General features: G+C 66.6%; 20 protein-coding genes. 10 read left to right on the top strand and 10 right to left on the bottom strand.

What is annotated here, in order from left to right:
- Window positions 1-118 precede the first annotated feature (118 nt).
- Both CVM50_RS06340 and CVM50_RS06345 read left to right on the top strand, forming a co-directional pair.
- Window positions 119-1,003, top strand: a complete 885-nt coding sequence (locus CVM50_RS06340; protein WP_085887464.1) for an S-methyl-5'-thioadenosine phosphorylase — start codon at window positions 119-121, stop codon at window positions 1,001-1,003.
- Window positions 1,004-1,106: 103 nt separating this feature from the next.
- Window positions 1,107-1,628, top strand: coding sequence for an adenine phosphoribosyltransferase (locus CVM50_RS06345; RefSeq protein ID WP_085887463.1), 522 nt, complete (start codon window positions 1,107-1,109; stop codon window positions 1,626-1,628).
- Between the two features lie 232 nt (window positions 1,629-1,860).
- On the opposite strand, the gene CVM50_RS06350 is transcribed toward CVM50_RS06345, so the two are convergent.
- The 10 genes from CVM50_RS06350 to betI form a co-directional block, all read right to left on the bottom strand.
- Complete coding sequence (locus CVM50_RS06350; RefSeq protein WP_085887462.1) at window positions 1,861-3,285, bottom strand: FAD-binding oxidoreductase; 1,425 nt, start codon at window positions 3,283-3,285, stop codon at window positions 1,861-1,863.
- A 12-nt stretch (window positions 3,286-3,297) separates the two neighbouring features.
- Entirely contained in the window at window positions 3,298-5,541 is a 2,244-nt protein-coding gene (ptsP, locus tag CVM50_RS06355) for a phosphoenolpyruvate--protein phosphotransferase (RefSeq protein ID WP_085887461.1), read from the bottom strand.
- Window positions 5,542-5,822: 281 nt separating this feature from the next.
- Complete coding sequence (locus CVM50_RS06360) at window positions 5,823-7,058, bottom strand: aspartate kinase (RefSeq protein ID WP_085887460.1); 1,236 nt, start codon at window positions 7,056-7,058, stop codon at window positions 5,823-5,825.
- Between the two features lie 99 nt (window positions 7,059-7,157).
- On the bottom strand, window positions 7,158-7,802 hold the full coding sequence (locus CVM50_RS06365; RefSeq protein ID WP_085887459.1) for an SDR family oxidoreductase: 645 nt from the start codon (window positions 7,800-7,802) through the stop codon (window positions 7,158-7,160).
- A 110-nt stretch (window positions 7,803-7,912) separates the two neighbouring features.
- On the bottom strand, window positions 7,913-8,380 hold the full coding sequence (locus tag CVM50_RS06370) for a DUF1178 family protein (protein ID WP_085887458.1): 468 nt from the start codon (window positions 8,378-8,380) through the stop codon (window positions 7,913-7,915).
- A gap of 106 nt (window positions 8,381-8,486) precedes the next feature.
- Window positions 8,487-8,957, bottom strand: coding sequence for an NUDIX hydrolase (locus CVM50_RS06375; RefSeq protein WP_085887457.1), 471 nt, complete (start codon window positions 8,955-8,957; stop codon window positions 8,487-8,489).
- A 233-nt stretch (window positions 8,958-9,190) separates the two neighbouring features.
- Window positions 9,191-10,852 (bottom strand): choline dehydrogenase, encoded by a 1,662-nt coding sequence (gene betA, locus CVM50_RS06380; protein ID WP_085887456.1) that lies wholly within the window; start codon window positions 10,850-10,852, stop codon window positions 9,191-9,193.
- 10 nt (window positions 10,853-10,862) lie between these two features.
- Window positions 10,863-12,317 (bottom strand): betaine-aldehyde dehydrogenase, encoded by a 1,455-nt coding sequence (gene betB, locus CVM50_RS06385; RefSeq protein ID WP_100148452.1) that lies wholly within the window; start codon window positions 12,315-12,317, stop codon window positions 10,863-10,865.
- 2 nt (window positions 12,318-12,319) lie between these two features.
- Window positions 12,320-13,861 (bottom strand): choline-sulfatase, encoded by a 1,542-nt coding sequence (betC, locus tag CVM50_RS06390; RefSeq protein WP_085887454.1) that lies wholly within the window; start codon window positions 13,859-13,861, stop codon window positions 12,320-12,322.
- Window positions 13,854-14,444, bottom strand: a complete 591-nt coding sequence (gene betI, locus CVM50_RS06395; RefSeq protein ID WP_085887453.1) for a transcriptional regulator BetI — start codon at window positions 14,442-14,444, stop codon at window positions 13,854-13,856. Before betI ends, betC begins: the two co-directional genes overlap by 8 nt.
- Before the next feature lie 106 nt (window positions 14,445-14,550).
- Here betI and choX point away from each other — a divergent pair, with 106 nt between their 5' ends.
- The 8 genes from choX (at window position 14,551) to CVM50_RS06435 (ending at window position 24,956) form a co-directional block, all read left to right on the top strand.
- Window positions 14,551-15,474 (top strand): choline ABC transporter substrate-binding protein, encoded by a 924-nt coding sequence (gene choX / locus CVM50_RS06400; protein ID WP_085887452.1) that lies wholly within the window; start codon window positions 14,551-14,553, stop codon window positions 15,472-15,474.
- A 131-nt stretch (window positions 15,475-15,605) separates the two neighbouring features.
- Window positions 15,606-16,442 (top strand): choline ABC transporter permease subunit, encoded by an 837-nt coding sequence (gene choW, locus CVM50_RS06405; protein ID WP_085887921.1) that lies wholly within the window; start codon window positions 15,606-15,608, stop codon window positions 16,440-16,442.
- The gene (choV, locus tag CVM50_RS06410) at window positions 16,439-17,506 is read left to right on the top strand and encodes a choline ABC transporter ATP-binding protein (RefSeq protein ID WP_085887451.1); all 1,068 of its coding nucleotides are present in this window, start codon (window positions 16,439-16,441) and stop codon (window positions 17,504-17,506) included. Before choW ends, choV begins: the two co-directional genes overlap by 4 nt.
- Window positions 17,507-17,623: 117 nt before the next feature.
- Window positions 17,624-18,865: a sulfotransferase family protein gene (locus CVM50_RS06415; RefSeq protein ID WP_143515595.1), complete on the top strand. Its 1,242-nt coding sequence runs from the start codon at window positions 17,624-17,626 to the stop codon at window positions 18,863-18,865.
- Window positions 18,862-21,144 (top strand): efflux RND transporter permease subunit, encoded by a 2,283-nt coding sequence (locus tag CVM50_RS06420; protein ID WP_085887449.1) that lies wholly within the window; start codon window positions 18,862-18,864, stop codon window positions 21,142-21,144. The genes CVM50_RS06415 and CVM50_RS06420 overlap by 4 nt, the downstream gene beginning before the upstream one ends.
- Window positions 21,144-21,941, top strand: a complete 798-nt coding sequence (locus CVM50_RS06425) for an outer membrane lipoprotein-sorting protein (RefSeq protein WP_085887448.1) — start codon at window positions 21,144-21,146, stop codon at window positions 21,939-21,941. Before CVM50_RS06420 ends, CVM50_RS06425 begins: the two co-directional genes overlap by 1 nt.
- 239 nt (window positions 21,942-22,180) lie before the next feature.
- Window positions 22,181-23,566 (top strand): hypothetical protein, encoded by a 1,386-nt coding sequence (locus CVM50_RS06430; RefSeq protein WP_143515594.1) that lies wholly within the window; start codon window positions 22,181-22,183, stop codon window positions 23,564-23,566.
- A gap of 184 nt (window positions 23,567-23,750) precedes the next feature.
- Entirely contained in the window at window positions 23,751-24,956 is a 1,206-nt protein-coding gene (locus tag CVM50_RS06435) for an ABC transporter substrate-binding protein (RefSeq protein WP_085887446.1), read from the top strand.
- Window positions 24,957-24,971: the final 15 nt, after the last annotated feature.

The following is a 24,971-nucleotide window of genomic DNA, read 5'->3' on the forward strand; positions in this document are numbered from 1 at the left end:
TCATGCAGCAACCTTGCAGCCCGTGAAACAGGAGGTTTCGAGGCGTTTCGGCCCCATGCCTTGCAGCTCGCGCAGCCGGACGGCAAGCTGACGGCGACTGACGAGGAAAGGGCAGAGCATGACGGGCGTCAAACTGGCGGTGATCGGCGGATCGGGCATCTATGACATCGAGGGGCTGGAAGGGGCCAGCTGGCAGACGGTGGAGACCCCCTGGGGGGCGCCCTCGGATGCGATCCTGACGGGGCGGCTGGCTGGTCTCGACGTTTGCTTCCTGCCGCGCCATGGGCGGGGCCACCCGCTGCCGCCGACCGAGGTACCCTATCGTGCCAATATCGCCGCGCTGAAACAGCTGGGGGTGACCCATGTGCTGTCGGTCTCCGCTGTGGGGTCCTTCCGAGAGGAGATGGCGCCGGGGGATTTCGTCGTCGTCGACCAATTCATCGACCGCACCGTGAACCGCGCCAAGACCTTCTTCGAGGCGGGGCTGGTGGCCCATGTCTCGGTCGCCCACCCGGTCTGCGCCGACCTAGCGGCACGGGCGGGCGCGGCGGCCCGCAGCGCCGGGGTGACCGTGCATGACGGCGGCACCTACCTGGCGATGGAGGGACCGCAGTTTTCGACCCTGGCCGAAAGCCGCATGTACCGTGAAAGCTGGGGCGCCGACGTGATCGGCATGACCAACATGCCCGAGGCGAAACTGGCCCGCGAGGCGGAGCTGCATTACGCCTCTGTCGCCATGGTCACCGATTACGACAGCTGGCACCCCGACCATGGCGAGGTTGACGTGAACGACATCCGCCGGGTGCTGGCCGCCAATGGCGCCCACGCGCGGGCCACGGTGGCGGCGCTGGCGGCCGATCTGGCGGGCGCGGCGCCGGGCGCCTGTGCCACTGGCTGCGCCACTGCGCTGGATCACGCGCTGCTGACCCGGCCCGAGGCGCGCGACCCGGCGCTGGTGGCCAAACTGTCGGGCATCGCCGGGCGCGTGCTGGGCAACGGCTAGGCGATGAGAGGTGGCCGGTTCCCACGCGGGCCCGTGCCCTTGCGCTCCGCCCGGGGCTGGGGCATGTCCCGGGCGTTTGAGCCGCAGACCCAGGAGCCGCCCCATGAAGACCCTCGAGGATTACATCCGCGTTACCCCGGATTTCCCCAAGCCGGGCATCGTCTTCCGTGACATCTCGACCCTGGTGGCGGATCCCGACGGCATGCGTCTTTGCGTCTCGCAATTGGCCGAACCCTATCGCGCCGCCGGCATCGACCGGGTCGCGGGGCTGGAGGCGCGCGGCTTCATCCTGGGCGCGGCCCTGGCGCTGGAACTGGGCAAGGGGTTTCTGCCGATCCGCAAGAAGGGCAAGCTGTCGGGGCCGGTGATTGGCGAAAGCTACGCCTTGGAATACGGCGAGGCCGAGATCGAGATGAACGACGACGTGCTGCGCCCCGGCGAACGGGTGCTGATGGTCGATGACCTGCTGGCCACCGGCGGCACCGCCGAGGCGGGGATCAACCTGGTGGAGCGCGTGGGGGCCAAGGTGGTGTCCTGCGCCTTCGTGGTCGACCTGCTGGACGTCGGCGGTCGTGCCCGGCTGGAGGGCCGCGGCATGGAGGTCTTCAGCCTGCTGCGCTACTGAGGCGGACCCCGGAACGGGCCGTGTCGGATTGGCCCGCGCTTTCGTAAACCATTTGGAAAGATCTGCCGCTTAGCCATGTCCTACCGGTCATGGGAGCCGGTCCTGCTTGCACCAGGTCCCGAAGGGAGCTGCGCGTCCTGCCATTCCCCCGGCAGGACGCGTTTTCCATTCCGGGTCAGAGGACTGGCGTGGCGCTGGCGGCAATCGGGCAGGGGGCGCTGCCCCCTTCCGCTCAGTCTTCGGCGCGCAACACGGCGCCGGGGTTGAGGATGCCGTTGGGATCGAACAGCCGCTTGATGCCGCGCATCATCTCCAGCTTCACCGGATCGCCGTAGCGTTCCAGATCTTCGACCTTCAGCCGGCCGACGCCATGTTCGGCGGAGAAGGACCCGTCGTAACCCGCCACCAGGTCGTGCACCAGGTCCATGATCGCGCGCTTGGCGCCCATGTGATCGGCCTTCGCCTCTCCCGCGGGGGGGAAGACGTTGTAATGCAGGTTGCCGTCGCCCAGGTGGCCAAAGCAGTTCAGGCGGTAGGGGCCCAGATCGGCCAGTTTCGCGGTACCTTCCTCGATGAATTCGGGCAGGGCCGACAGGGGCAGGGCGATGTCGTGGGACGAGATCGCCCCGATGGCGCGGTTGGCCTCTGGGATGGCTTCGCGCAGGTGCCACAGCTCATCCGCCTGGGCCTCGGACTGGGCGATGACGCCATCGGTGACCAGCTCCGCCTCGAAGGCCGCCTCCAGGATGCCCGCCATCATGCCCTCGGCGTCGCCCGTACCCGACAGGCCGACCTCGGTCAGCACCATCCAGTCGGGCGCCGGGTGGAAGGGGCGGCGAATGTCGGGCAGGGTCGCTTCCAGAAAGCGGAAGCTTTCGCCGGAGATCAGCTCGAAGCCGGAAATCTGTTCGCCCGCATGGTCGCGCGCCAGGGCCAGCAGCTTCAGCGCCGCGGCGGGCGAGGGGACGACCAGCATCGCCGTGGCGCGGCGCGTGGGGCGCGAAAACAGTTTCAGCGCGGCGCCGGTGATGACGCCCAGTGTCCCTTCGGAACCGACCATGAGGTTACGCAGGTCATAGCCGGTGTTGTCCTTCCTCAGCCGCGTCAGCGTGTGCATCACCCGACCGTCGGCCAGCACCGCCTCGATACCCAGACAGAGCTCTCGCGTGTTGCCGTAGCGCAGCACGTTCAGCCCGCCCGCGTTGGAGGCGAGTGCGCCGCCGATCCGGGCCGACCCCTGGGCGCCGAAGGACAGCGGGAAGAGGCGGTTCACGCCTTCGGCGGCGCGGTGCAATTCCTCGACCACGACACCGGCATCGGCGGTGATCACGTTTTCTTCGGCGTCCACGCGGCGGATGCGGGTCATGCGTTCCAGCGACAGGATCAGCGGCGCGGGGCCCTCGGGCATGACCTGGCCCGCCACCAGCCCGGTGCCGCCACCATAGGGCACCACGGCCACGCGCGCCTCGTTGGCTGCGGCCAGCACGGACGAGACCTCTTCGGTGCTACCCGGGGCCACCACCATGCCGGCCCGGCCGCGGTAGGCGCCGCGAAGCTCCTGGACGTAGGGATCCATATCCTCGCGCAGGGCCTTTTCGGGCAGCAGCGCGCGCAGGCGGGCGCGGAAGGTGTCATCGACGGGGGAAAGCTGGGACATGGGGGCGGGTCTTCAGGCGGAGGTGTTGCGGAGATGGTCGAGGACGGCGCGGCGCACGCTTTGCTCGCCCCGGGCGGCGGCCTCTTCGATGACCTCCCGCAGGGCGGTCAGATCGACGCGCAGCAAGAGCGACTTCACCGGGCCGATGGAGGCCGGGCGCATCGACAGGGCGCGCAGGCCCATGGCGGCCAGGCAGACGGCCTCCAGCGGGCGGCCGGCATCTTCGCCGCAGAACGACAGCGGCGTGTTGGTCTCTTCGCAGCGTTCGACGATGCGTTGCAGGAAGGTCAGGAAGCTGACGTTCAGCGTGTCGTAACGTCGGCGCACCCGTTCGTTTTCCCGGTCGGCGGCGAAGAAGAACTGTTTCAGGTCGTTGCCGCCGATCGACAGGAACTCGACCTCTTCGAAGAAGGCCTTCGGGGCGAAGGCCAGCGAGGGCGTCTCCAGCATGGCGCCCAACTCGATCTTCTCGGGCAGGATGTGACCGAGGATGCGTTCGCGTTCCAGCGTGCGGGCCAGTTCGGCCTTGGCGGCGCGGTATTCGTCGTATTGGGCGACGAAGGGGAACATCACGGTCAGCGGGCGCCCGTTGGCGGCGCGGATCAGCGCCTGCAGCTGCATCCGCATGACGCCGGGCTTGTCGAGGCCGACGCGGATCGCCCGCCAGCCAAGAGCCGGGTTCGGCTCCTCCGCCGGTTTCATGTAGCTCAGCACCTTGTCCGAGCCGATGTCCAGGGTGCGGAACACGACGCGCTTGCCGCCGGCATTGTCCAGCACGTGGGAATAGATCTGCTTCAGCTCGGTCCGCGTGGGCATCTTGTTGCGGATCAGGAACTGCAGCTCGGTGCGGAACAGGCCCACGCCCTCGGCGCCCGAGCTTTCCAGGCTGGGCAGGTCGGCCATCAGCCCGGCGTTCATGGTCAGGGAAATGCGGGTGCCGCATTTCGTTTCCGCCGGCGTGTCGCGGATCGAAGCGTAGCGTTCCTGCGCCTTGGCCTGCATGGCGATCTTGTCGCGGAAGGCGGTGGTGACGGTATCCTCGGGGCGCAGGTGGGCGATGCCCTGGTCGCCGTCGACCATGATGTGATCGCCGTTCAGCGCCTCGTTGGTGATGTCTTTGGCGTGGATCACCAGCGGGATGGCCAGGGCCCGTGCCACCACGGCGGCATGGCTGCCCACGCTGCCCTGTTCCAGGACGATGCCACGCAGGCTGCGGCCATAATCCAGCAGCTCGGCGGGGCCGATGTTGCGCGCCACGAGGATCGGGTCGGCAGGCATTTCCGCGCCCGTTTCCGTGCCCTGGCCAGTCAGGATGCGCAGCAGGCGGTTGGAAAGGTCATCCAGGTCATGCAGCCGTTCGCGCAGATAGGGGTCAGAGGCCGTCGACAGTCGCAGCCGCGCCTGGGTCTGTTCCTTTTCCACTGCCGCTTCGGCCGACAGGCCGGAGGTTATGTCGGCCTGCATGCGCCGCATCCAGCCCTTGGAATTGGCGAACATCCGGTAGGCTTCCAGCACCTGCAGGTGCTCGGCATCGGCGCTGGCCCCTTCCAGCATCTGGTCGACCGACACGCGCAGGCGGTCGACCGCCTCGGTCAGCCGCTCGGCCTCCTTCGCCGGGTCCTCGGCGATGGGATTGGTGATGACCACGCGCGGTTCGTGCAGCCAGACATGCCCCTCGGCGGAGCCTTCCTGGGCACAGCTGCCACGGAACAGAACCGGTTTCGTATGTCGCGCCGACAGGGCGGCGCTGTCGCCGATGAAGGCACCCAGCTCGGCCATCTCGGCCAGCACCATGGCGACCACTTCCAGCGCGTAAAGCTCTTCCTCGGTGTACTTGCGCGCCTCCTTCGACTGCACGACCAACACGCCCAGGGTTTCGCCCAGGCGCTGGATCGGCACCCCGGCGAAGGAGCTGTAGATCTCCTCGCCGGTCTCCGGCATGTAGCGGAAGCCCGCCTCGGCGGGGGCATCGGCGGTGTTGATGATCTTGGCGGTGCGCGCGACGCGGCCGACCAGGCCCTCGCCCAGGCGCATGCGGGTCTGATGCACCGCCTCGGGCTTCAGGCCCTCGGTGGCGCAAAGCTCCAGCGTTTCGGCATCGCGAAAAAGATAGACCGAGCAGACCTCGGTATGCATCGACGAGGCGATCAGCGCCGTGATCCGGTCGAGCCGCGCCTGGCCATGGGCATCCTCGGCCATGACCTCTCGCAGACGGCCGAGCATCTGCCGGCTGTCGGTCTTGTGCTCCACGCTCATGTCCCCGGCTTCGCCTCCGTTCACTGCGGTCCGACTAGACCACAAAGTCCTTCGAAGTGAAATGCATAAGAGCGGCCCGGGGCACAGGGGGATTGCGACCTTTTGCCGATGCGCCCGGTCATGTGGCGCCCCCGGCGACACACGCGGGGCACAGGGTGCGGGGAGGTCTTGCGGCCGACGGACAGGGGCCGAGATGCAAAACGCCCTCGACCGCGGGGCGATCGGGGGCGTGGCAGGGGCGGGTTCGGCGCCCCTGCCTTGCGGGGGCGCCCGGTCGGGCCTCAGGCCTTCTCCAGCTCGAAGGCGTCGTGCAGGGCCTGCACGGCCAGTTCCATGTACTTGCGGTCGATCAGCACCGAGATCTTGATCTCGGAGGTGGCGATGACCTTGATGTTGATGCCCTCGTCCGAGAGCGTCTTGAACATCTTGGCGGCGACGCCGGACTGGCTGCGCATGCCGATGCCCACGGCCGAGACCTTGCAGACCTCGGTGTCGGCTTCCAGCGCCTCGAAGGCCAGGCTGCCCGCGGCCTTGGCATCGTTCAGCGCCTTCTCGGCGCGCTTCACCTGGTCGATGGGGCAGGAGAAGGTCATGTCGGTCAGACCTTCCTCGCTGATGTTCTGGATGATCATGTCGACGTTGACGCCGGCTTCGGACAGGGGCCCGAAGATCGCGGCGGCGATGCCGGGGGTGTCGGCGACCGACACAAGGGTCATCTTCGCTTCCTCGCGGGAGAAGGCGATGCCGTTGACGACGTTGGATTCCATGATGTCCTCCTCGGCACAGACAAGGGTGCCGGCTGTGTCGGATTGTTCCTCGAAACTCGACAGAACGCGCAGTTTGACGTTGTAACGCATCGCCAGCTCGACCGAGCGGGTTTGCAGCACCTTGGCGCCCAGCGAAGCCAGCTCCAGCATTTCCTCGAAGGCGATGCGGTCCAGCTTGCGCGCCTTGGGGGCAACGCGGGGATCGGTGGTGTAGACGCCGTCGACATCGGTGTAGATGTCGCAGCGTTCGGCGTTGAAGGCCGCGGCGAAAGCCACGGCGGTCGTGTCGGATCCGCCCCGGCCCAGCGTGGTGATCCGGCCCTCGGGCGAAATGCCCTGGAAGCCCGCGACCACGGCCACGCGCATGCCTTCGCCGAACTTGGCGGTGATGTTGTCGGTCGGGATCTCCTCGATCCGCGCCGCACCATGGGCCGAGTTCGTCTTCAGCGGCACCTGCCAGCCCTGCCAGGACCGGGCGGGCACGTCCATTTCCTGCAGGGTCAGGGCCATCAGCCCGGCGGTGACGTTTTCGCCCGAGCTGACCACGGCGTCATATTCGCGCGCGTCGTACATCGGGCTTGTCTCGCCGACCCAGCCGACAAGTTCATTGGTCTTGCCGGACATGGCCGAGACGATGACGATCACGTCATAGCCCTTGGCCACTTCCACGCCCACGCGCTTGGCCGCGCGGCGGATCCGGTCGAGGTTGGCGACGGAAGTGCCGCCGAATTTCATAACGAGAACAGGCATGCCGGTCTCAAACCCCGTCGTTGGGAGAAACTGCGCGCCGGTTTACGCATCGTCGGGCACCGGCGCAAGCGTGATTGCGTCTGGCAGGCACTTGCGGTCTCAGAAGGGGACGGGGCTGCCGTCGTAGCTCTCGAAACAGCCCGTGCTGGCCGGGCTCAGCGCTTCGAAGCGCGCGATCAGGCCGGCGGCGGAGGTCGGTGCGTCGATGTCGGCCGCCGCGCTGCCCATGTCGGTCTGCACCCAGCCTGGGTGATAGGCGCCCACGGCGATGCCTTCGGGGGCCAGATCGGCGGCCAGGTTGCGGGCCAGGTTTACCGCCGCCGCCTTGGAGGCGCGGTAGATGTAGGAGCCGCCCGGCGCCCGATGCTGACTGCCCATGGCCGAGGCGATGACGGCGATCTTCGCGCCCGTCGCGGCCCGCAGGCGCGGCAGCAGGGCCTGTACGGTCAGGAAGGGGCCGGCGACGTTCACCTGCATCTGCCGCGCCCAGGTCGTGGCGTCGAAGCCCGTTTCCAGCGCCTGGCCCTTGTCCAGGTAGATCCCGGCGTTGCAGATCAGCAGGTCGACGGGCGCGGTGATCTGCCCGGTCAGGGCAGCCAACTGTGCCGGGTCGGTCACGTCGAGGGGCAGGAGCCCGTCGCCGCCAGTGGTCGAGGTGCCGGATACGGTCGCGCCGCGCGCCTCGTACTGGCGTTTCAGTTCCGCGCCGATACCACGGCTGGCGCCGGTGATGACGATATGCATGGGGATCCTCCTGTCTGGCCAAAGGCCTAGCGCGCGGGGCGGGGCTGGGCAAGCGCAGGGGGCGGTTCGGCCTCACCCGCAGGCTGACGATGCCGAAGGCGGGCCCGGGATCAGTTGGTCTTGCGGCCCGTGGCGAAGGGCAGGGGCAGCACCGGCACGCCCTCCTCGATCAGCGCGCGGGCCTCCTCGGGCTTCGCCTCACCGTAGATCGGGCGGTCGGGCTTTGTGCCCTCGTGGATCGCGCGGGCCTCTGTCACGAAGGTGTCGCCGACATAGGTCGCGTTCTCCTCCACCCGGCGACGCAGCTCCGACAGGGCGGCCTCGGCTTCGGAGGAGGGGCGCGACAGGGGGCGCTCCGCCGGGCGGCTTGTCGGGGCGTCTTTCGATGCGGCCTGCGGGGCTGCGGCGTTGCGCGAGGGGCGCACGCGCGGCGCCATCAGCGCCTTTTCCACCATGGTGGAGCCGCAGGCGGGGCAGGAGACGTGGCCCGCCGACGACAGGCTGTCGAAGGCGGCGGAGGATTGGAACCAGCTGTTGAAACCGTGTCCCTGGTCACATTTCAGGTCGAAGTTGATCATCCTGTCAGATCCGCGAAGTGATCTTATTGAGATAGAGAGATTTCTCGCGGATGCAAGATTCCAACCCGCGTCCGCGGCGCCCCTGTAGGGCGGGGGTCATGCCCGCTCAGTTCCGCAGTTTCGACGGGTCGAAGGTCTTCAGGATGCGCGCCAGTTCCGGCTCGGCCACCTGTTTGGCCGCCTTTTTGCGCGAGAACCACTTGCGCTTGCGCTCCCCCGCCTCCGGGTACTCGGCCTTCAGCAGACGGACGTGCACAGGGTAGACGATGCCGACGCAGGGGATCTCCTCCCTCTTGTCGGCGGTTTTCATGTAGGGGAAAAGCCCGAGCGCCGTTTCCGAAACGCGGCCGATGACGCCGGCCTCTTCATAGGCCTCGCGCAGCGCCGCTTGGCCCGGGGTGCGGGACTTCATCGGCCAGCCCTTGGGCAGGATCCAGCGCTTCGTCCCGCGGGAGGTGATCAGCAGGATCTGCGGCTTGTCCTTCACGATCCGGTAGCACAGCGCGCAATACTGCGTCTGCACCTCCTTGCCGGTGGTGCCGGGGATCTGGAACGAGGTCTGAACGAGCGCGCTCACCCTTGCCTGCCTTCCTGCCGTAATCTGCCCTCACTGCCTGGCCCTCGCCCGATCGGATCGGGGGCGGGACCGGCGGTCGGTCTTCTGACCGTCCCGTGGAATGAGAATATGAAGGTCCGGTTAAGGTTGAAAAGAACTGTATACAGCCGGGGCGCCCAGCTGGCACCATTTTGAGCCATATATTGTGGATAAGTCGCGCCCTGCCATGTCTTCAGGCGGCAGGGCGCCGGTTTTCAACGGTCGCTGACCTGCCAGCGGGGATTGATCCAGGGTTCCGCATTCTCGCGCGGCAGCGGCGCGCGGCCCAGGATATGGTCGCTGGCCTTCTCCCCCACCAGAATCGAGGGACCGTTCAGGTTGCCGTTGGTGATCCGCGGGAAGATCGAACTGTCCGCGAGGCGCAGCCCGTCCACCCCGATCACCCGGCATTCGGGGTCGACCACCGCCCAGGGGTCATCGGCGCGGCCCATGCGGGCGGTGCCGCAGGGGTGATAGGCGCTTTCGGCGTGTTCGCGGATATGGGCGTCCAGCTCCTCGTCCGTCTGCTTGTCGGCGCCCGGGCTGATCTCCTTGCCGCGGAACGGATCGAAGGCCTGCTGGCCGAAGATCTCGCGGGTGACGCGGATGCAGTGGCGGAAGTCCTCCCAGTCGGATTGTTCCGACATGTAGTTGAAGAAGATCCGCGGCGCCTCCCTCGGGTCCGAAGATTTCAGCGTCACCTCCCCGCGCGAGGCCGATCGCATCGGGCCGACATGGGCCTGGAACCCATGCCCTTCCGCTGCCGCCTTGCCGTCGTAGCGCACGGCGATGGGCAGGAAGTGGAACTGGATGTCGGGGTAGTCCACCCCAGCTTTTGAGCGGATGAAGCCCGCGCTTTCGAACTGGTTCGACGCGCCCAGGCCGGTCTTGGTCAGCATCCACTGGGCGCCCGACAGCGCCTTCCCCCAGAGGTTCCAGTGCTTGTAGAGCGTGATCGGCTGCGTGCTGGCCTGCTGGATGTAAAGCTCCAGGTGATCCTGCAGGTTCTGGCCGACGCCCGCGCGGTCGGCCACCACCTCGATCCCGTGCTCGTGCAGGTGCGCGGCCGGACCGATCCCGGACAGCATCAGCAGCTTGGGCGAATTGATCGAGGAAGCGGCGATGATGACCTCGCGCCGGGCGCGCACCACCTCGATTGTGCCCCCGCGCTCGATCTCCACCCCGGTGGCGCGACCGTCCTCGATCACCACGCGCCGGGCGAAACAGCGGACCATCTCCAGGTTCTCGCGCTTCAGCGCCGGTTTCAGGTAGGCATTGGCGGCGGACCAGCGGCGACCTTTCCAGACCGTCTGTTCCATCGGGCCGAAGCCCTCCTGCTTCTCCCCGTTGTAGTCATCGGTGGTCTCGAACCCGGCCTGGGCGCCGGCATCGACGAAGGCCTGAAACAGCGGGTTGGCACGCGGGCCGCGGGTGACATGCAGCGGGCCGTCGGTGCCGCGCCAGCTGGCATCGCCGCCGTGGCCGCCGTCATGCCAGTTCTCGGCGCGCTTGAAGTAGGGCAGCACGTCGGCATAGGCCCAGCCGGTGGCGCCCTGTTCCTCCCAGTGGTCGTAGTCGCGGGCGTGGCCGCGCACGTAGACCATGCCGTTGATCGAGGACGATCCGCCCACGACCTTGCCGCGCGGGGTGACCAGACGCCGCCCGCCCAGCCCGGGTTCCGGTTCCGACATGAAGCCCCAGTCGTAGCGCTTCATGTTCATCGGGTAGGACAGGGCGGCGGGCATCTGGATGAAGGGCCCGGCGTCGGTGCCGCCGTATTCCAGTACCAGCACCCTGTGCTTGCCGTCCTCGCTGAGCCGCGCGGCAATGACGGAGCCGGCAGAGCCCGAGCCGATGATGACGTAGTCCGCTTCCATCAATGGATCCTCAGAAGGCCGCTTCGACATCGCCCATGGCGACGTAGACGGATTTCACCTGGCTATAGTGTTCGATCGCGGCCTTGGAGTTCTCGCGGCCCACGCCCGACATCTTCACCCCGCCGAAGGGGGCCTCGACCGGCGTCAGGTTGTATTCGTTGATCCAGCAGGTGCCCGCCTGAAGCTGGGCCACCACGCGGTGCGCACGGGTGAAGTCCTTGGTGAAGAGCCCCGCGGCCAGGCCGAACTGGGTGTCATTGGCGCGGGCCACCACCTCGTCCTCATCCTTGAACGTCAGGATCGACAGCACGGGGCCGAAGATTTCCTCGCGGGCGATGGTCATCTCGTCGGTGACATTGCGGAAGATCGTGGGCTCGATGAAGAAACCGGGGCCTTCGGGCGCATGGCCGCCCAGGATCAGCTCGGCGCCTTCCTCCTGGCCGATGCGGATGTAGTCCAGCACCTTCTTCCGCTGTGCATCGGTGATCATCGGGCCGATCTGAGTATCCGGGTCCAGCGGGTCGCCAAGGATCGCGGTGCGGCTGCGTTCCACCAGCCGTTCGATGAAATCCTCGACGATGTTCTCATGCACGAAGACCCGTGTGCCGTTGGAACAGATCTGCCCGGTGGAGTAGAAGTTGGCGTTGATCGCCGCCGAGATGGCGTTTTCCAGGTCGGCGTCCTCGAAGATGATGAGGGGGGACTTGCCGCCCAGCTCCATCGTCACGTGGCGCAGGCCTTCGGCTGCGGCGGCATAGACCTTCTGCCCCGTGGGCACGGACCCGGTCAGCGAGACCTTGGCGATGCGCGGGTCGGTGACCATGGAGGCGGCTGCGTCGCCGTAGCCATTGACCACGTTGAACAGGCCCGCAGGTGCACCCGCCTCGATGAACAGCTCGGCCAGTTTCAGCGCGCAAAGCGGGGTGACCTCCGACGGTTTGAAGACCATGGCGTTGCCGCAGGCCAGCGCCGGGGCGGCCTTCCAGGCAGCGATCTGCGTGGGGTAGTTCCAGGCGCCGATCCCCAGACAGACGCCCAGGGGTTCGCGGATGGTGTAGACGAAATCGCCACCCAGAGGCACGGTTTCGCCGGTCAGCGTCGCGGCGAGGCCCGCGTAGTATTCCAGCGCCTCGGCGCCGGAGGTGGCATCGGCCACCAGGGTTTCCTGGATCGGCTTGCCGGTGTCGATGCTTTCCAGCTCCGACAGCTCGGCGTTACGCTCGACCAGCAGGTCGGCCACGCGGCGCAGCACGCGGCCGCGCGCCACGGGGGCCAGGGCCGCCCATTCCTTCTGCGCCCGCTCGGCCGAGGCGATGGCCGCCTCGACAATGGCCGGGGTGGCGGCATGCAGGGTGGCGACGGTTTCGCCAGTGGCGGCGTAGACGCAGGAGATTTCGCGGCCCGCTGTGTCGTCCACATAGGCGCCGTCGATGAAGTGTGAGCCCTTGGGCTGAACGGATTTCATGGTCATTCTCCGCGGGGGTAGCGCTGGTTTTCCTCCAGCACGTTGAGGTCCATGTGATTGCGCATGTAGCGTTCCGAGGCCTTCTGCAGCGGCTCGAAGTCCCAGGGGAAATACTCGCCGTTGCGCAGCGCCTCGTAGACGATCAGGCGGCGGGCCTGGCTTTCGCGCACCTCGGCGTCGAAGCGGGGCAGATCCCAATAGTCATCCGCCATCCTTGCAAACTGCTCTTCCACGCTTTGCAAGGCGGGGTCGCCGGCGCGGTTCACCAACTCGTTCGGGTCCTCAGACAGGTTGTAAAGCTGTGGCGGATCCAGCTCGCAACGGATGTATTTCCAGTCGCCCTGCCGCAGGCCGACCAGCGGCGCGTAGGAGCCTTCGGCGGCATATTCCATGCGGACGGGGGAGGTGCGTTCGACGCCATTGGCCAGGCCCACCAGGCTTTCGCCATCGGTCCAGGGGGCAATCTCTGAAATGTCGATGCCCGCCAGTTCCGCCAGGGTCGGGTTCACGTCGATGGTCGAGACGGGGGTTTCCACCAGCCCTGGCGCCATCTGCGGCGCCGCGACCATCAGGGGCACCCGGGCCGAGCCTTCGAAGAAGGTCATCTTGAACCACAAGCCCTTGTTGCCCAGCATGTCGCCGTGGTCCGACACCAGCATCACGATGGTCTCTTCGGTCTGGCGGGTGTTGTCCAGCGCCTCCAGGATCTCGCCGATCTTGTCGTCGAGGTAGGAGATATTGGCGAAATAGGCCCGGCGGGAGCGTTTCACGTCCTCTTCGGTGATGTCGAAGTTGCGCCAGTCGTTGGCGTCGAAGATGCGCTGCGAATGCGGGTCCATCTCCTCGTAGGGCTTGGCGGGGACCTCGGGCAGCAGGTGTTCGCAGTCCTCGTAGAGATCCCAGTACTTCTTGCGCGCCACGTAAGGGTCGTGGGGATGGGTGAAGCTGACGGTCATCATCCAGGGGCGATCATCCAGGCGGCGGCCCAGGTGGCGCACCTTGGCGGAGGCCTGGAAGGCGACCTCGTCATCATATTCCATCTGGTTGGTGATCTCGGCCACGCCGGCGCCGGTGACCGAACCCATGTTGTGATACCACCAGTCGATCCGCTCGCCGGGCTTGCGGTAGTCGGGCGTCCAGCCGAAATCGGCGGGGTAGATGTCGGTGGTCAGGCGCTTTTCAAACCCGTGCAGCTGGTCGGGGCCGACGAAGTGCATCTTGCCGCTGAGGAAGGTCTGGTAACCCGCCCGGCGCAGGTGGTGCGCATAGGTGGGGATGTCCGAGGCAAACTCGGCCGCGTTGTCATAGACCTTGGTGCGGCGCGGCAGTTGGCCGGACATGTAACTGGCCCGGCCCGGCGCGCAGAGGGGGCTACCGGTGTAGGTATTGGCGAAACGGGTCGAGCGTTCGGCCAGCTTCCGCAGGTTGGGCGTGTGCAGCCAGTCTGCGGGGCCGTCGGGGAACAGCGTCCCGTTCAACTGGTCGACCATGAGAATCAGGATATTGGGGCGTTTGCCGCCGGTCTGTGCCGCGGTGTCAGTCACGGGTCGTCCTTTCGAGCCAGAGGGTCAGGTAGTCAGCGATGGTCGCCTTGATCTTCGCGCGTTCGGGAACCGAATCCTGCAACGCGGAGCGGATGTAGAAGCCGTCGATCAGCGCGGCGATGCCCTGCGCGATCTCCACGGCGATGTCGGTGGGGAAGATTTTCCTTAGGTCATACAAAAGATTCGACTGCAGCCGGTGCGCATAGATGTTCAGCAGCCGCCGGGTGTCGGCGGAATGCAGGGCGCGCACGTAGAAGTTCAGCCAGGCCGCCACGACCTCGCGCTCGAACTGGTTGGAGTCGAAGGAGGAATCGCTGATCGCCAGCACGCGCTCCGCCGAGGTGGAGGCTTGCGCCAGGTTCCGCCGCACGGTTTCCCCCCACAGGCGCAGCACGTAGCGCATGGTCGCCAGGAAGATCTGTTCCTTTGATCCGAAGTAATGATGTGCGAGGGCTGAGGACATGCCGGCCCGCTTCGCGATCTGGCTGACAGTCACGTCGAGGGTCCCGGCCTGGCCGATCTCGGTGATGCAGGCTTCGATCAATGCCTGTTTTCGCACCGGTTCCATTCCGACCTTCGGCATCCTGGTTGTCCTCGCATCTGAATGCTTTACATTTTGAACCACTTGTATTTTGATTAACTCATCAATCAAGAAAAACGCAACCCCAAGTCCAACGGAAGGAAACGACATGACCCGTTTGAATCTGATGATGACCAGTGCGGCGGCACTGACCCTCTCGGCCGGCCTGGCATCGGCCCAGTGCACCGAGGTCAGCTTGTCGGACGTCGGCTGGACCGACATCACCACCACCACCTCGGCCACCAAGCAGGTGCTGCAGGCGCTGGGCTACGACGTCGACGTGAAGGTGCTGTCGGTGCCGGTGACCTTCGCCTCGCTGGAAAGCGATGACGTGGACATCTTCCTGGGCAACTGGCTGCCGGCACAGCAGAGCGCCATCGGCCCCTACCTGGACTCGGGCGAGATCGAGACGGTCGCCACCAACCTCGAAGGCACCAAGTACACCCTGGCCGTGCCCGCCTACACCTACGAGAAGGGCCTGCAGTCCTACGCCGACATCGCCAAGTTCGCCGATGAGCTGGACGAGACGATCTACGGCATCGAGCCGGGCAACGAGGGCAACGCCTACCTGATCGGCCTGACCGAGAACGACACCCACGGCCTGGGCGATTTCACCGTCCGTGAAAGCTCCGAACAGGGCATGCTGTCGATGGTGCAGCGCGCCTACGAGGACCAGGAAGACATCGTCTTCCTCGGCTGGGAACCCCACCCGATGAACGCCAATTTCGACCTGGAATACCTGCCGGGCGGCGAGGAGTTCTTCGGTGGCGAGGGCATCGTGAACACGGTGACCCGCAAGGGCTACGTCGAGGAGTGTCCGAATGTCGGTGCCCTGCTGAACAACCTGAAGTTCACCCTGCCGATGGAGAACGAGATCATGGGCGCCATCCTCAACGATGGGGAAGATCCCGATGACGCCTCCATGGCCTGGATGAAGGCCAACCCGGACCTGGTGATGTCCTGGCTGGACGGCGTGACCACCGTGGACGGCGAAGACGGTGCCGCGGCGGTGAAGGACGCCTTCGGTCTCTGATCAACATGGTGGAAAGGCCCGGACGCACAGGACCGGGCCTTTTCGCTTCCAGGCATTAGCCCAAAAGGAGGTCCGCTTTGGATTGGCTGACACAGCTACTTAGCCATGTTTCGTATTGGCTCCATTTTCCAATTGAATGGGTGCGGTCTGCGAAGATCCCCGTAGGGGACTGGGCCAGTGATTTCTTCGACTGGCTGAGGGACAATTTCGAGGGTGTCGTCGACATCCTGGCCAGCGGCGCCGAAAGCATGATCGACGGTCTGCTGTGGCTGCTGCAGGAACCGCCCGAACTGCTGGTGATCGCCGCCTTCGTGGCGCTGACCTGGGTGCTGCAACGCAACTGGAAGACCTGCCTCTTCGTGGCCGTGGGCTTCCTCTTCATCCTCAACCAGGACTACTGGGAAGAGACGACCGAAAGCCTGACGCTGGTCATGTCCTCCTGTATCGTCTGCATGGCCATCGGGGTGCCCATAGGCATCTGGGCGGCGCACCGCCAGAAGGTCTATACCTTCCTGCAGCCGGTGCTCGACCTGATGCAGACCCTGCCGACCTTCGTCTACCTGATCCCGGCGATCGTCTTCTTCGGCATCGGCATGGTGCCGGGCCTGATCGCCACGGTGATCTTCGTCGTGCCCGCGCCGATCCGCCTGACCTACCTCGGTGTCAGTTCCACCCCGACCCCGCTGCTGGAAGCGTCGGAGGCCTTCGGTGGCACCAAGTGGCAGACCCTGACCAAGGTCGAGCTGCCCTATGCGCTGCCGCAGATCATGGCGGGGCTGAACCAGACCATCATGCTGTCGCTTTCGATGGTCGTCGTCGCCGCCCTGGTGGGCGCGGACGGCCTGGGCGTGCCGGTGGTGCGAGCACTGAACTCGGTCAACACCTCGCTGGGCTTTGAATCGGGATTCGTCATCGTGGTGGTCGCCATCATCCTGGATCGCATGCTTCGCATCGGAGGTCGCAAATGACTGAGGGCAAAGAGACCACCAAGAAAAAGCCCGCTGTCGAGTTCGACAATGTCTCCATCGTCTTCGGGGATCACCCGGACCGCGCTCTGCCGTTGATGGACAAGGACATGACCCGCTCCGACATCCAGAAGGAGACGGGGCAGGTCCTGGGCGTCCACGATTGTTCGATCAACGTGGAAGAGGGCGAGATCCTGGTGCTGATGGGTCTGTCCGGCTCGGGCAAGTCGACGCTGCTGCGCGCGGTCAACGGGCTGAACCCGGTGGTGCGCGGCGCCGTGCGGGTGCGGGCGAATGGCTGGGAATGCAAACCCACCAATTGTTCCAAGGACGATCTGCTGCGGCTGCGGCGCGAAAGCGTCGCCATGGTGTTCCAGCAGTTCGGTCTGCTGCCCTGGCGCAACGTGCTGGACAACGTGGCCCTGGGGCTGGAGCTGTCGGGCCTGCCGAAGAAGGAGCGCGAGAAGAAGGCGCGCGAGCAGCTGGATCTGGTCGGGCTGACCGACTGGGCCGAGAACAAGGTCGGGGAGCTGTCGGGCGGTATGCAGCAGCGCGTCGGCCTCGCCCGTGCCTTTGCCACCGAGGCGCCAATCCTGCTGATGGACGAACCCTTCTCGGCGCTCGACCCGCTGATCCGCTCGCGCCTTCAGGACGAGTTGCTGGAGCTTCAGGCGAAGCTGAAACGGACCATCATCTTCGTCAGTCACGACCTCGACGAGGCCTTCAAGCTGGGCAATCGGATCGCCATCATGGAAGGCGGGCGGATTGTCCAGAGCGGCAGCCCGCAACAGATCATCGCCAACCCGGCGAATGACTACGTGGACGATTTCGTCACCCACATGAACCCGCTGAACGTGCTTCTGGCCTCCGACGTGATGACGCCGGCCGGGTCTGAAAGCGTGGCGGGGCAGGTGGCGCCCGAGACGCCGGTGGCCGAGGTGATCGGCCTGCTGACCGACGTGTCGCGCCCGGTGGCGGTCTGCGACGCGGAGGGCAAGACCCTGGGTACGATTTCCCACCAGGACATCATCGCCGCGCTGCACGCCAAGGCCCCGGCGCAGGGCTGAACCGCGCCACAGGCGGACCGCAACGGACCCCGGCAGGCCTTCTGCCGGGGTCCTTTTTGTTGGTTAGGTCTTCGTTACCCCCGCGTCCTATAGTCCTGCGGGAGAGGGAGGAGCTGCGTGAAACACGAAAGGACAGGGCGCCGGGCAGGGCATCAGGGGCTGCCCGCAGAAGCGGGGCAGGGGGCCGCGCGCCCGCGCCCGCGCCAGCCCACGCGACCGCGGGATTTCGGCTATTCCCCCCTGATGCCGCGGCTCTGGCACGGGATGACCTGGGGCGACTGGCGGGCCCTGTCGCGCGGGCAATGGGCGCGCTGTCGGGGCGACCTGCGGCTTGGTCTCTATGCCTCGATCACGGCGCTCAGCCTGGGCAACTCGCTGATGCACGGGCTGGCCCAGCTGATCCACGGCCGCGCCCTGGCCCGGACCGAGATCAGCCCCGATCCGGTCTTTGTCCTGGGCTACTGGCGGTCCGGCACCACCTGGCTGCACCAGCTGCTGAGCTGCGATCCGCGCTTCTGTTCCCCGACCTCGTTGCAGGTCTTCATGCCCAAGAGCTTCTTGATGCTGCGCCACGTGATGCGGCCCCTGGCGCCGCTGTGGCTGCCCGGACGCCGCCCGATGGACAACGTGGCGCTGGAGGCCGACAGTTCAGAGGAGGACGAGGTGGCGCTGCTGGTCGCTGGCGCCCCGTCGGTGATGCGGGGCATGGCCTTCGAGGACCCCAGGGCCCCCGCGATGACCGGTGACATCATGGATCTGCCCGAGGCCCTGCGCGCTGACTGGCATCGCCGCTGGCGCGAGTTCCTGACGGCGGTGCAGTACCTGGCGCCGGGCCGGCAGCTGCTGCTGAAATCCCCGGCCCACACGATGCGCCTGGCTGAGGTGCTGCGCGCCTTCCCGCAGGCGCGTTTCGTTCATATCGTCCGCGATCCCTACGAGATCGCTCAGTCCAACATCCTGACCGCCGAGGGCATGACCGCCACCCAGACCCTGCGCCGCACCATGCCCGCCCGCGCCGACCTCGAAGACGGCGTATTCCGCGCCTTCAGGGCCTTTCATGAGGCCTTCGAGCGCGACCGCGCCCTGATCCCCGAGCGGCACTACACTTGCATCCGCTATGAGGATCTGCGCCGCGATCCGAAAGCTGTCATCAAGGGCGTTTACGACGCAATCGGGCTGGGCGAGGCCGATGCACTGGAGCCGGCCCTTGACCGAATGCTCTCGGCACGTAAGGGCTATAGGGTAAATGAATTTTCCATGGACCCGGCGCTGGAACGGCGGGTCGAACGGGACTGGGCGGCCTATTTTCGGCGCTACGGCTATTCCCGGCGATCAGGGTGGATAACCGAAGACGAATGAGCACCTCGGACCGGATTGCAGAGTTCATCCTGCGCCATCTCGTCAAGCTGACCCTGTTGGTCCTGGCTCTCGTGCTGGGGCTGGGGGTCGGGGTGTCGCGGCTCTCCTTCTCGGCCGACAACACGTCGTTCTTCGGCAAGGACAACCAGGAAAGCCGCGACCTGGCCGAGTTGTCGCAGCATTACGCCAGCGCCAGTGGCTTCCTCATCATGATCGTCCCGCCGGAGGGGGAGATGTTCGCCCGCCCGACGCTGGAGGCGTTGCGCGACATGACGTCGGACGCCTGGATGGCGCCCTATGCGCTGCGGGTGGATTCGCCGGCGAACTTCCCCCACAGCAGGGCCGAGGGGGACGACATCCTGGTCGAGCCGCTGCTGGACGAATGGGCCGAGATCACACCGGAGGTGGCCACGCGCTTCCGCGAGGTGGCCAGCACCAGCCCCGAGTTGCGCAACCGGCTGGTGGCCGAGGACCTGACCGCCTACGGCATCATGCTCAACGTGGTGCTGGGCGGGGACTTCGAGGCCCGGCGGGCCGAGCTTCTGGCCTACCTGGATGAGATGCGCGCCGACTGGGCCGAGCGCTATCCCGGTTTCGAGGTGCATGTGACCGGCGACGTCATCGGCGGGCTGACCCTGGCGCAGGCGGCGCGTGACGACATCATGACCCTGGTGCCCGTCGCCTTCGTGCTGGTTCTGGGTCTCTTCCTCTACTTCCTGCGCTCGCCGATGGCGGTCATGGCTTCGGCGGTGGTGGTGCTGTCGGGCACCCTGGCCACCTTCGGCTTCGCTGGCTTCCTCGGGATCGAGCTGACGGCGGGCACGGCGATCAGCCCGATGGCGGTGATGGTGCTGACGGCTGCCTCTTGCATCCACATCATCCTCAGCTGGATCCGCGAACTGGACCACCTGGACGGCCCCGGCGCCGTGCGCCACGCGCTGGCCGGGAACCTGGCGCCGGTGCTGGTGACCACGCTGACCACCGCCATCGGCTTCCTCGGCCTGAACTTCGCCGAGGCGCCGCCGCTGCAGGACATGGGCAATATCGTGGGCTTCGGGCTGCTGATCGGTATGCTGGCCACTTTCACCATCCTGCCCCTGGGACTGCGGATGAGCCGGGCCAGGGGCGGCGACAGCCTGCCGCTGACCGTCGGCATGATGCGGCGCCTGGCGGAACTGGCAATCCGCTATCGCCGCGGCTGGTTGGCGGGCTTCGCGGCGCTGGTGGTCCTGTCGATCTTCGGTATCTTCCGCATCGGCTATGACGACAGCCTGGTGCGCTATTTCGATCAGCGCTACGAGTTCCGCCGCGAATCCGACGAGATCCGGGCGCATCTGACCGGGTTGTCGAACCTGCAGTTCTCCTTCACCGCGCCGGAGGGTGGCTCGGTCTTCGAGCCGGACTTCCTGCGCGACATCGACCGGTTCACCGCCTGGATCGAGGCCCAGGACAACGTTGTCGGCGTCACCAGCATGACCCAGATCGTCAAGCGCATGAACATGAGCATGAACGGCGACGATCCCGCCTTCGCGCGGATCGCCGACAGCCGCGAGGCCAACGCCCAGCTGATGATGTTCTACGAGCTGTCGCTGCCCGTGGGGCTGGACCTGAACACGATGATCGACGTGGACCGGTTGCATACGCGGGTGGTGGTGCTGCTGCGCTCGGACCATTCGCACCAGATCCGAGACCTCGGCGATCGCGCTCAGGCCTGGATGGCCGCGAACACGCCGGCCACGACGGCGCGACCGGCCGGGATCTCCTACGGCTTTTCGACCGTATCGGAACGCAACAACTCGCAGATGCTGGCGGGGCTGCTGGTGGTCCTGGTTCTGGTGTCGATGATCATGATGGCGACGTTGCGCAGCCTGAAGATGGGGTTGATCAGCCTGGCGCCCAACCTGATGCCGGCGATCATCGCCTTCGGGATCTGGGGCATGACGTTCCGCGACGTGAACCTGGGCTCCACCGTGGTCACGACCATGACATTCGGCATCGTCGTGGATGACACGGTGCATTTCCTGATGCACTATCTCGACGGGCGGCGCCGGGGACTGGCGCCGCGCCCGGCGTTGCACGACACCTTCCGCGTCGTCGGCTCCGCCATCATCGTCACCTCGATCTGCCTGGCGGTCGGTTTCCTGACCATGGCCACGTCGGGCTTTGCCATCAACCAGCACCTGGGGGCGCTGACGGCCATCGTGATCGTGTTCGCGCTGCTGGCCGATCTTATGTTTCTCCCCGCGCTGCTGCTGACCCTCGACAGGACCAAGGACTGATGCCCAGACGTTCCCTCTCCCACCTCCTCGCCGCGCTGGTGTTGCTGACCCTGCTTCCGGGACCGGCACTGGCGGAAACCGCACAGGAGAAGGGCCGCCGCCTGGCCGCCCAGGTGGGGGTGGAGCCGGGGTTCCGCGACCAGTCGGTCTCGGGCGAGATGATCCTGACCACCGCCAGCGGTCAGACCAGCACCCGCCGCTTCAAGGCCCGCTCGGTGGAGACCGGTCCCGAGGAGGCGCGGTCCGTGCTGATCTTCGACTGGCCGGGCGACATCCGTGGCACCGCCCTGCTGACCCATTCCCACGGCGGCGGGCGCGACGACGACCAGTGGCTCTACCTGCCGGCGGTGTCGAAGGTTCGCCGCATCTCCTCGTCGGGGCGGTCCGGTGCCTTCGTCGGCAGCGAGTTCGCCTATGAGGACATGGTCGACCAGGACGTGGAGAAATACACCTATGCCTTCGTCTCGACCGGGGCCTGCCCCGGGGGCGGGCGCTGTGACATCGTCGACCGCTTTCCGACCGGCCGCTCCGCCTACAGCGCGCAGCGGCTTTGGATCGACGCCGGGCGCCACCTGATCCGCCAGGTCCAGTACTTCGACCGCCGCCAGGCCCATGTGAAGACCATGGTGGTCTCGGGCTACCGCCAGTACCAGGGCCGCTACTGGCGCGCGTCGCAGATGGTGATGACCAACCACCTGACCGGCAAGGGCACGACGCTGACCTGGACGGACTTCCGGTTCAACCAGGGCCTGAAACCTGCCGATCTGACCGTCAACGCCCTGCGCCGGGGTCTTTAGGCCCCGCCGGACCGGCCCTGCGGTGGGGTGGGCGACCTTCGCCTCGCACCGTTGCGCGCATGAACCGCGCCAAAAGGCGGCACTCGCGCGATCCGGACCCTGTTTGTGTGGCTTTGCTGCATCTGAGCCCCTGTCACGACGCCCCGGCGCGGTCCTGAGCCGGCCGGGCCAGCCGTCCCTGTGCCTATGATCGGTGAACATAGTGATTCTTTTAATTTCCCGATTTCACGGAGTGTCAGATGACGGTCTCTCTCCCTCTGCGCATGGCAGCCCCCGGCGCTGCGGCGCTTTTGACCTTTGCCGCCGGTTCGGCCCTGGCGCAGGAGGCTTCCTTCAACGCCAGCCTCAGCGCCGGGCTGCGCTACTACCCCGAAGACGGGCTTTATGCCGGCCAGTCCTCTTCCGGGGTGGAGGCCTTCGGTGAAATGACCCTGGGGGGAGAGATCGCCCTGGGCGCCGGTCGCCTGACCTTCGACCTGGACGGGATCCTGGACAGCACCGGCACGCTGGACCGGGGCAATGTCGCCGAGCTGCATTATTCGCAAAGCTTTGGCGACTGGAGCCTGCTGGCCGGCTTCCACACCGAGAACTGGGGCGTGGCCGAAAGCCGGTCGGTGATGAACGTGATGAACCCGGTCGACGGCACCGACCCACTGGTCCAGGACACGCTGCTCGGCACGCCGATGGTGAACCTGAACTACCACAGCGGTATCGGCACCTTCAGCGCCTACGCGCTTCTGGGCTTCATCGAGCCGACCTTCCCCAAGGGCGACGAGGGCCGTTTCCGCTCGCTGCTGCAATGGGACCCGGACCGGGCCTACTATGATGAGGACCGGGACGCACGGAACGTCGACCTGGCGCTGCGGTACTCGGGCTACTTCGCACTCGGCAACGGCTCTCTTGACGTGCAGGCGACCTATTTCAACGGCACCAGCCGCGAGGCGCTGGCCATGCCGGGCTGCATCAAACCCCTCGGGCCGGTCAACGAGGCCATGTGCGATGCGATCAACGATGCCATCGCCGATGGGATCGCCCAGGGCGACCTGCCGGTCGACGCGGATGACTTCTGGGACACGATGGACGAGATCATGACCGATGACCTGGCCAGCGCCCTCTCCGGGCTGCCGCCGGTCGCCGGGCTGATCCCCTACTACCGCAAGGTCGAACAGGTCGGGCTGTCGGCCGTTTATGCTCTCAACGACCTGCAACTGCGGGCTGAGGCCTCCTGGCATGATGTCGGGACGGAAGAGTACCTCTCGGCCGTGGTTGGCGGCGACTACACGTTCAACGGGCTGGGTGGCGGGGACGGCGATCTGACCATGGTGATGGAATATCTCTACGATGATCGCGGAGCGCTGCAGCCGGCGACGGTCTTCGAGGATGATCTGTTCCTCGGCATGAACTATCGCCTGAACAACGCCAGCGATACCGAGGTGAAGCTGGGCGTCTTCCACGACATCAGCAGCGAGGCGCGTCTCTACACCCTGCGCCTGTCCTCGCGCCTGACCGATTCCAGCAGCTTCGAGGTCAATGCCAGCCATGCGACGACCACGGGCTGGAACGATCCGCTGGCCTTCATAAAGGACGACAGCTTCGTCGAGGTGAAGCTGACCACCTACTTCTGATCCATCCAGCTCGCGTGGTGTCGGCCCCCGCGATTCGGGCTGGGGCTGCCCTGTGCCGGGTCTTCCGGTCCGCCTCGGCGACTGGATCGACTTTTCCGGGTTTATGACTGCTGCCTTCAGCGCAATTGATGTCCCGTTAAACGTCTCTTCCTAGGCTGCGCCCGTTTCAGCGAGGGAGAAACAGATGCCTTTCAGCCGGATTCTGCGCGCCATCCTCATGGCGGTGCTGCCCGTGCTCATGCCCGCGGGCGTGGTACGGGCCGAAGAGGGCGTGACCGCCGACAGCGTCACCTTCGCCCAGGTCGCGGTGCTGGACGGGCCGGCGGCCGCGCTCGGCCAGGGGATGAAAGCGGGGATCGAGGCCGCCTTTGGCGAGGCCAATGCCTCGGGCGGCGTGCACGGGCGACGGGTGCTGCTGGAAAGCCAGGATGACGGCTATGAACCCGACCGTTCGGTGCGGGCGGTGAAGGCCGTTCTGGCCCGCAACGATGCGATTGCCCTGATCGGCGCCGTCGGCACGGCGACCTCCACCGCGGCCCAGCCGGTCGCGGCCCAGGCGCAGGTCCCCTTCATCGGGCCGCTGACCGGCGCCGGGGCCCTGCGGGAGCCAGGTCGCGGCAATGTCTTCAACCTGCGGGCCAGCTATGCCGCCGAGACGGAGGCCTGGGTGGCCTACCTGGTGGATGACCTCGGCCTGTCGGAGATCGGCGTGCTCTACCAGGACGACGGCTTTGGCCGCAGTGGCCTGGACGGCGTGACCCGCGCCCTGGCCGAGCGAGGCAAGGCGCCCGTGGCCCAGGGCAGCTACATCCGCAACACCACGGCGGTGAAGACCGCGCTGCTGACCCTCCGCAAGGCCCGGCCACAGGCGGTGGTGATGGTCGGGGCGTCGAAACCCGTGGCCGAGTTCGTACGCCTGTGCCGGATGCTGGAGTTCACCCCGACCTTCGTCGCGATCTCCTTCGGCGGTGACGGGCTGGTGGCCGATCTCGGCCCGGAGGGGGAGGGGCTGATCGTCAGCCAGGTCGTGCCCTATCCGGGTGATCGGTCGCTACCGCTCGTCGCCCGTTACCAGGCAGCGTTGGCCGCTCATGCGCCTGGGGTCGACCCCGGATTTGTCTCCCTCGAAGGCTACATGGTCGGGCGCCTGGCCCTGACCGCGCTTCAGGCCGCGGGCCGCGACCTCAGCCGGGCCGCGCTGCAATCGGCGCTGGAAGGGCTGCGGTTGGTTGATCTGGACGGGCTGAGCCTGACCTTCGGTCCGGATGACAATCAGGGCATGGACCAGGTGTTCCTGACCCGCGCCGGTCCGGACGGGCAGTTGCACCCGCTGGCCACCGGCGCGGAGACGGAGGCCGCGGAGAGTGAGACCGGGGGCGACAATGGCTGATCGGTGTCAGGCAGC

Source organism: Pseudooceanicola marinus (genome assembly GCF_002786295.1).
GTDB classification, from domain to species: domain Bacteria; phylum Pseudomonadota; class Alphaproteobacteria; order Rhodobacterales; family Rhodobacteraceae; genus Pseudooceanicola; species Pseudooceanicola marinus.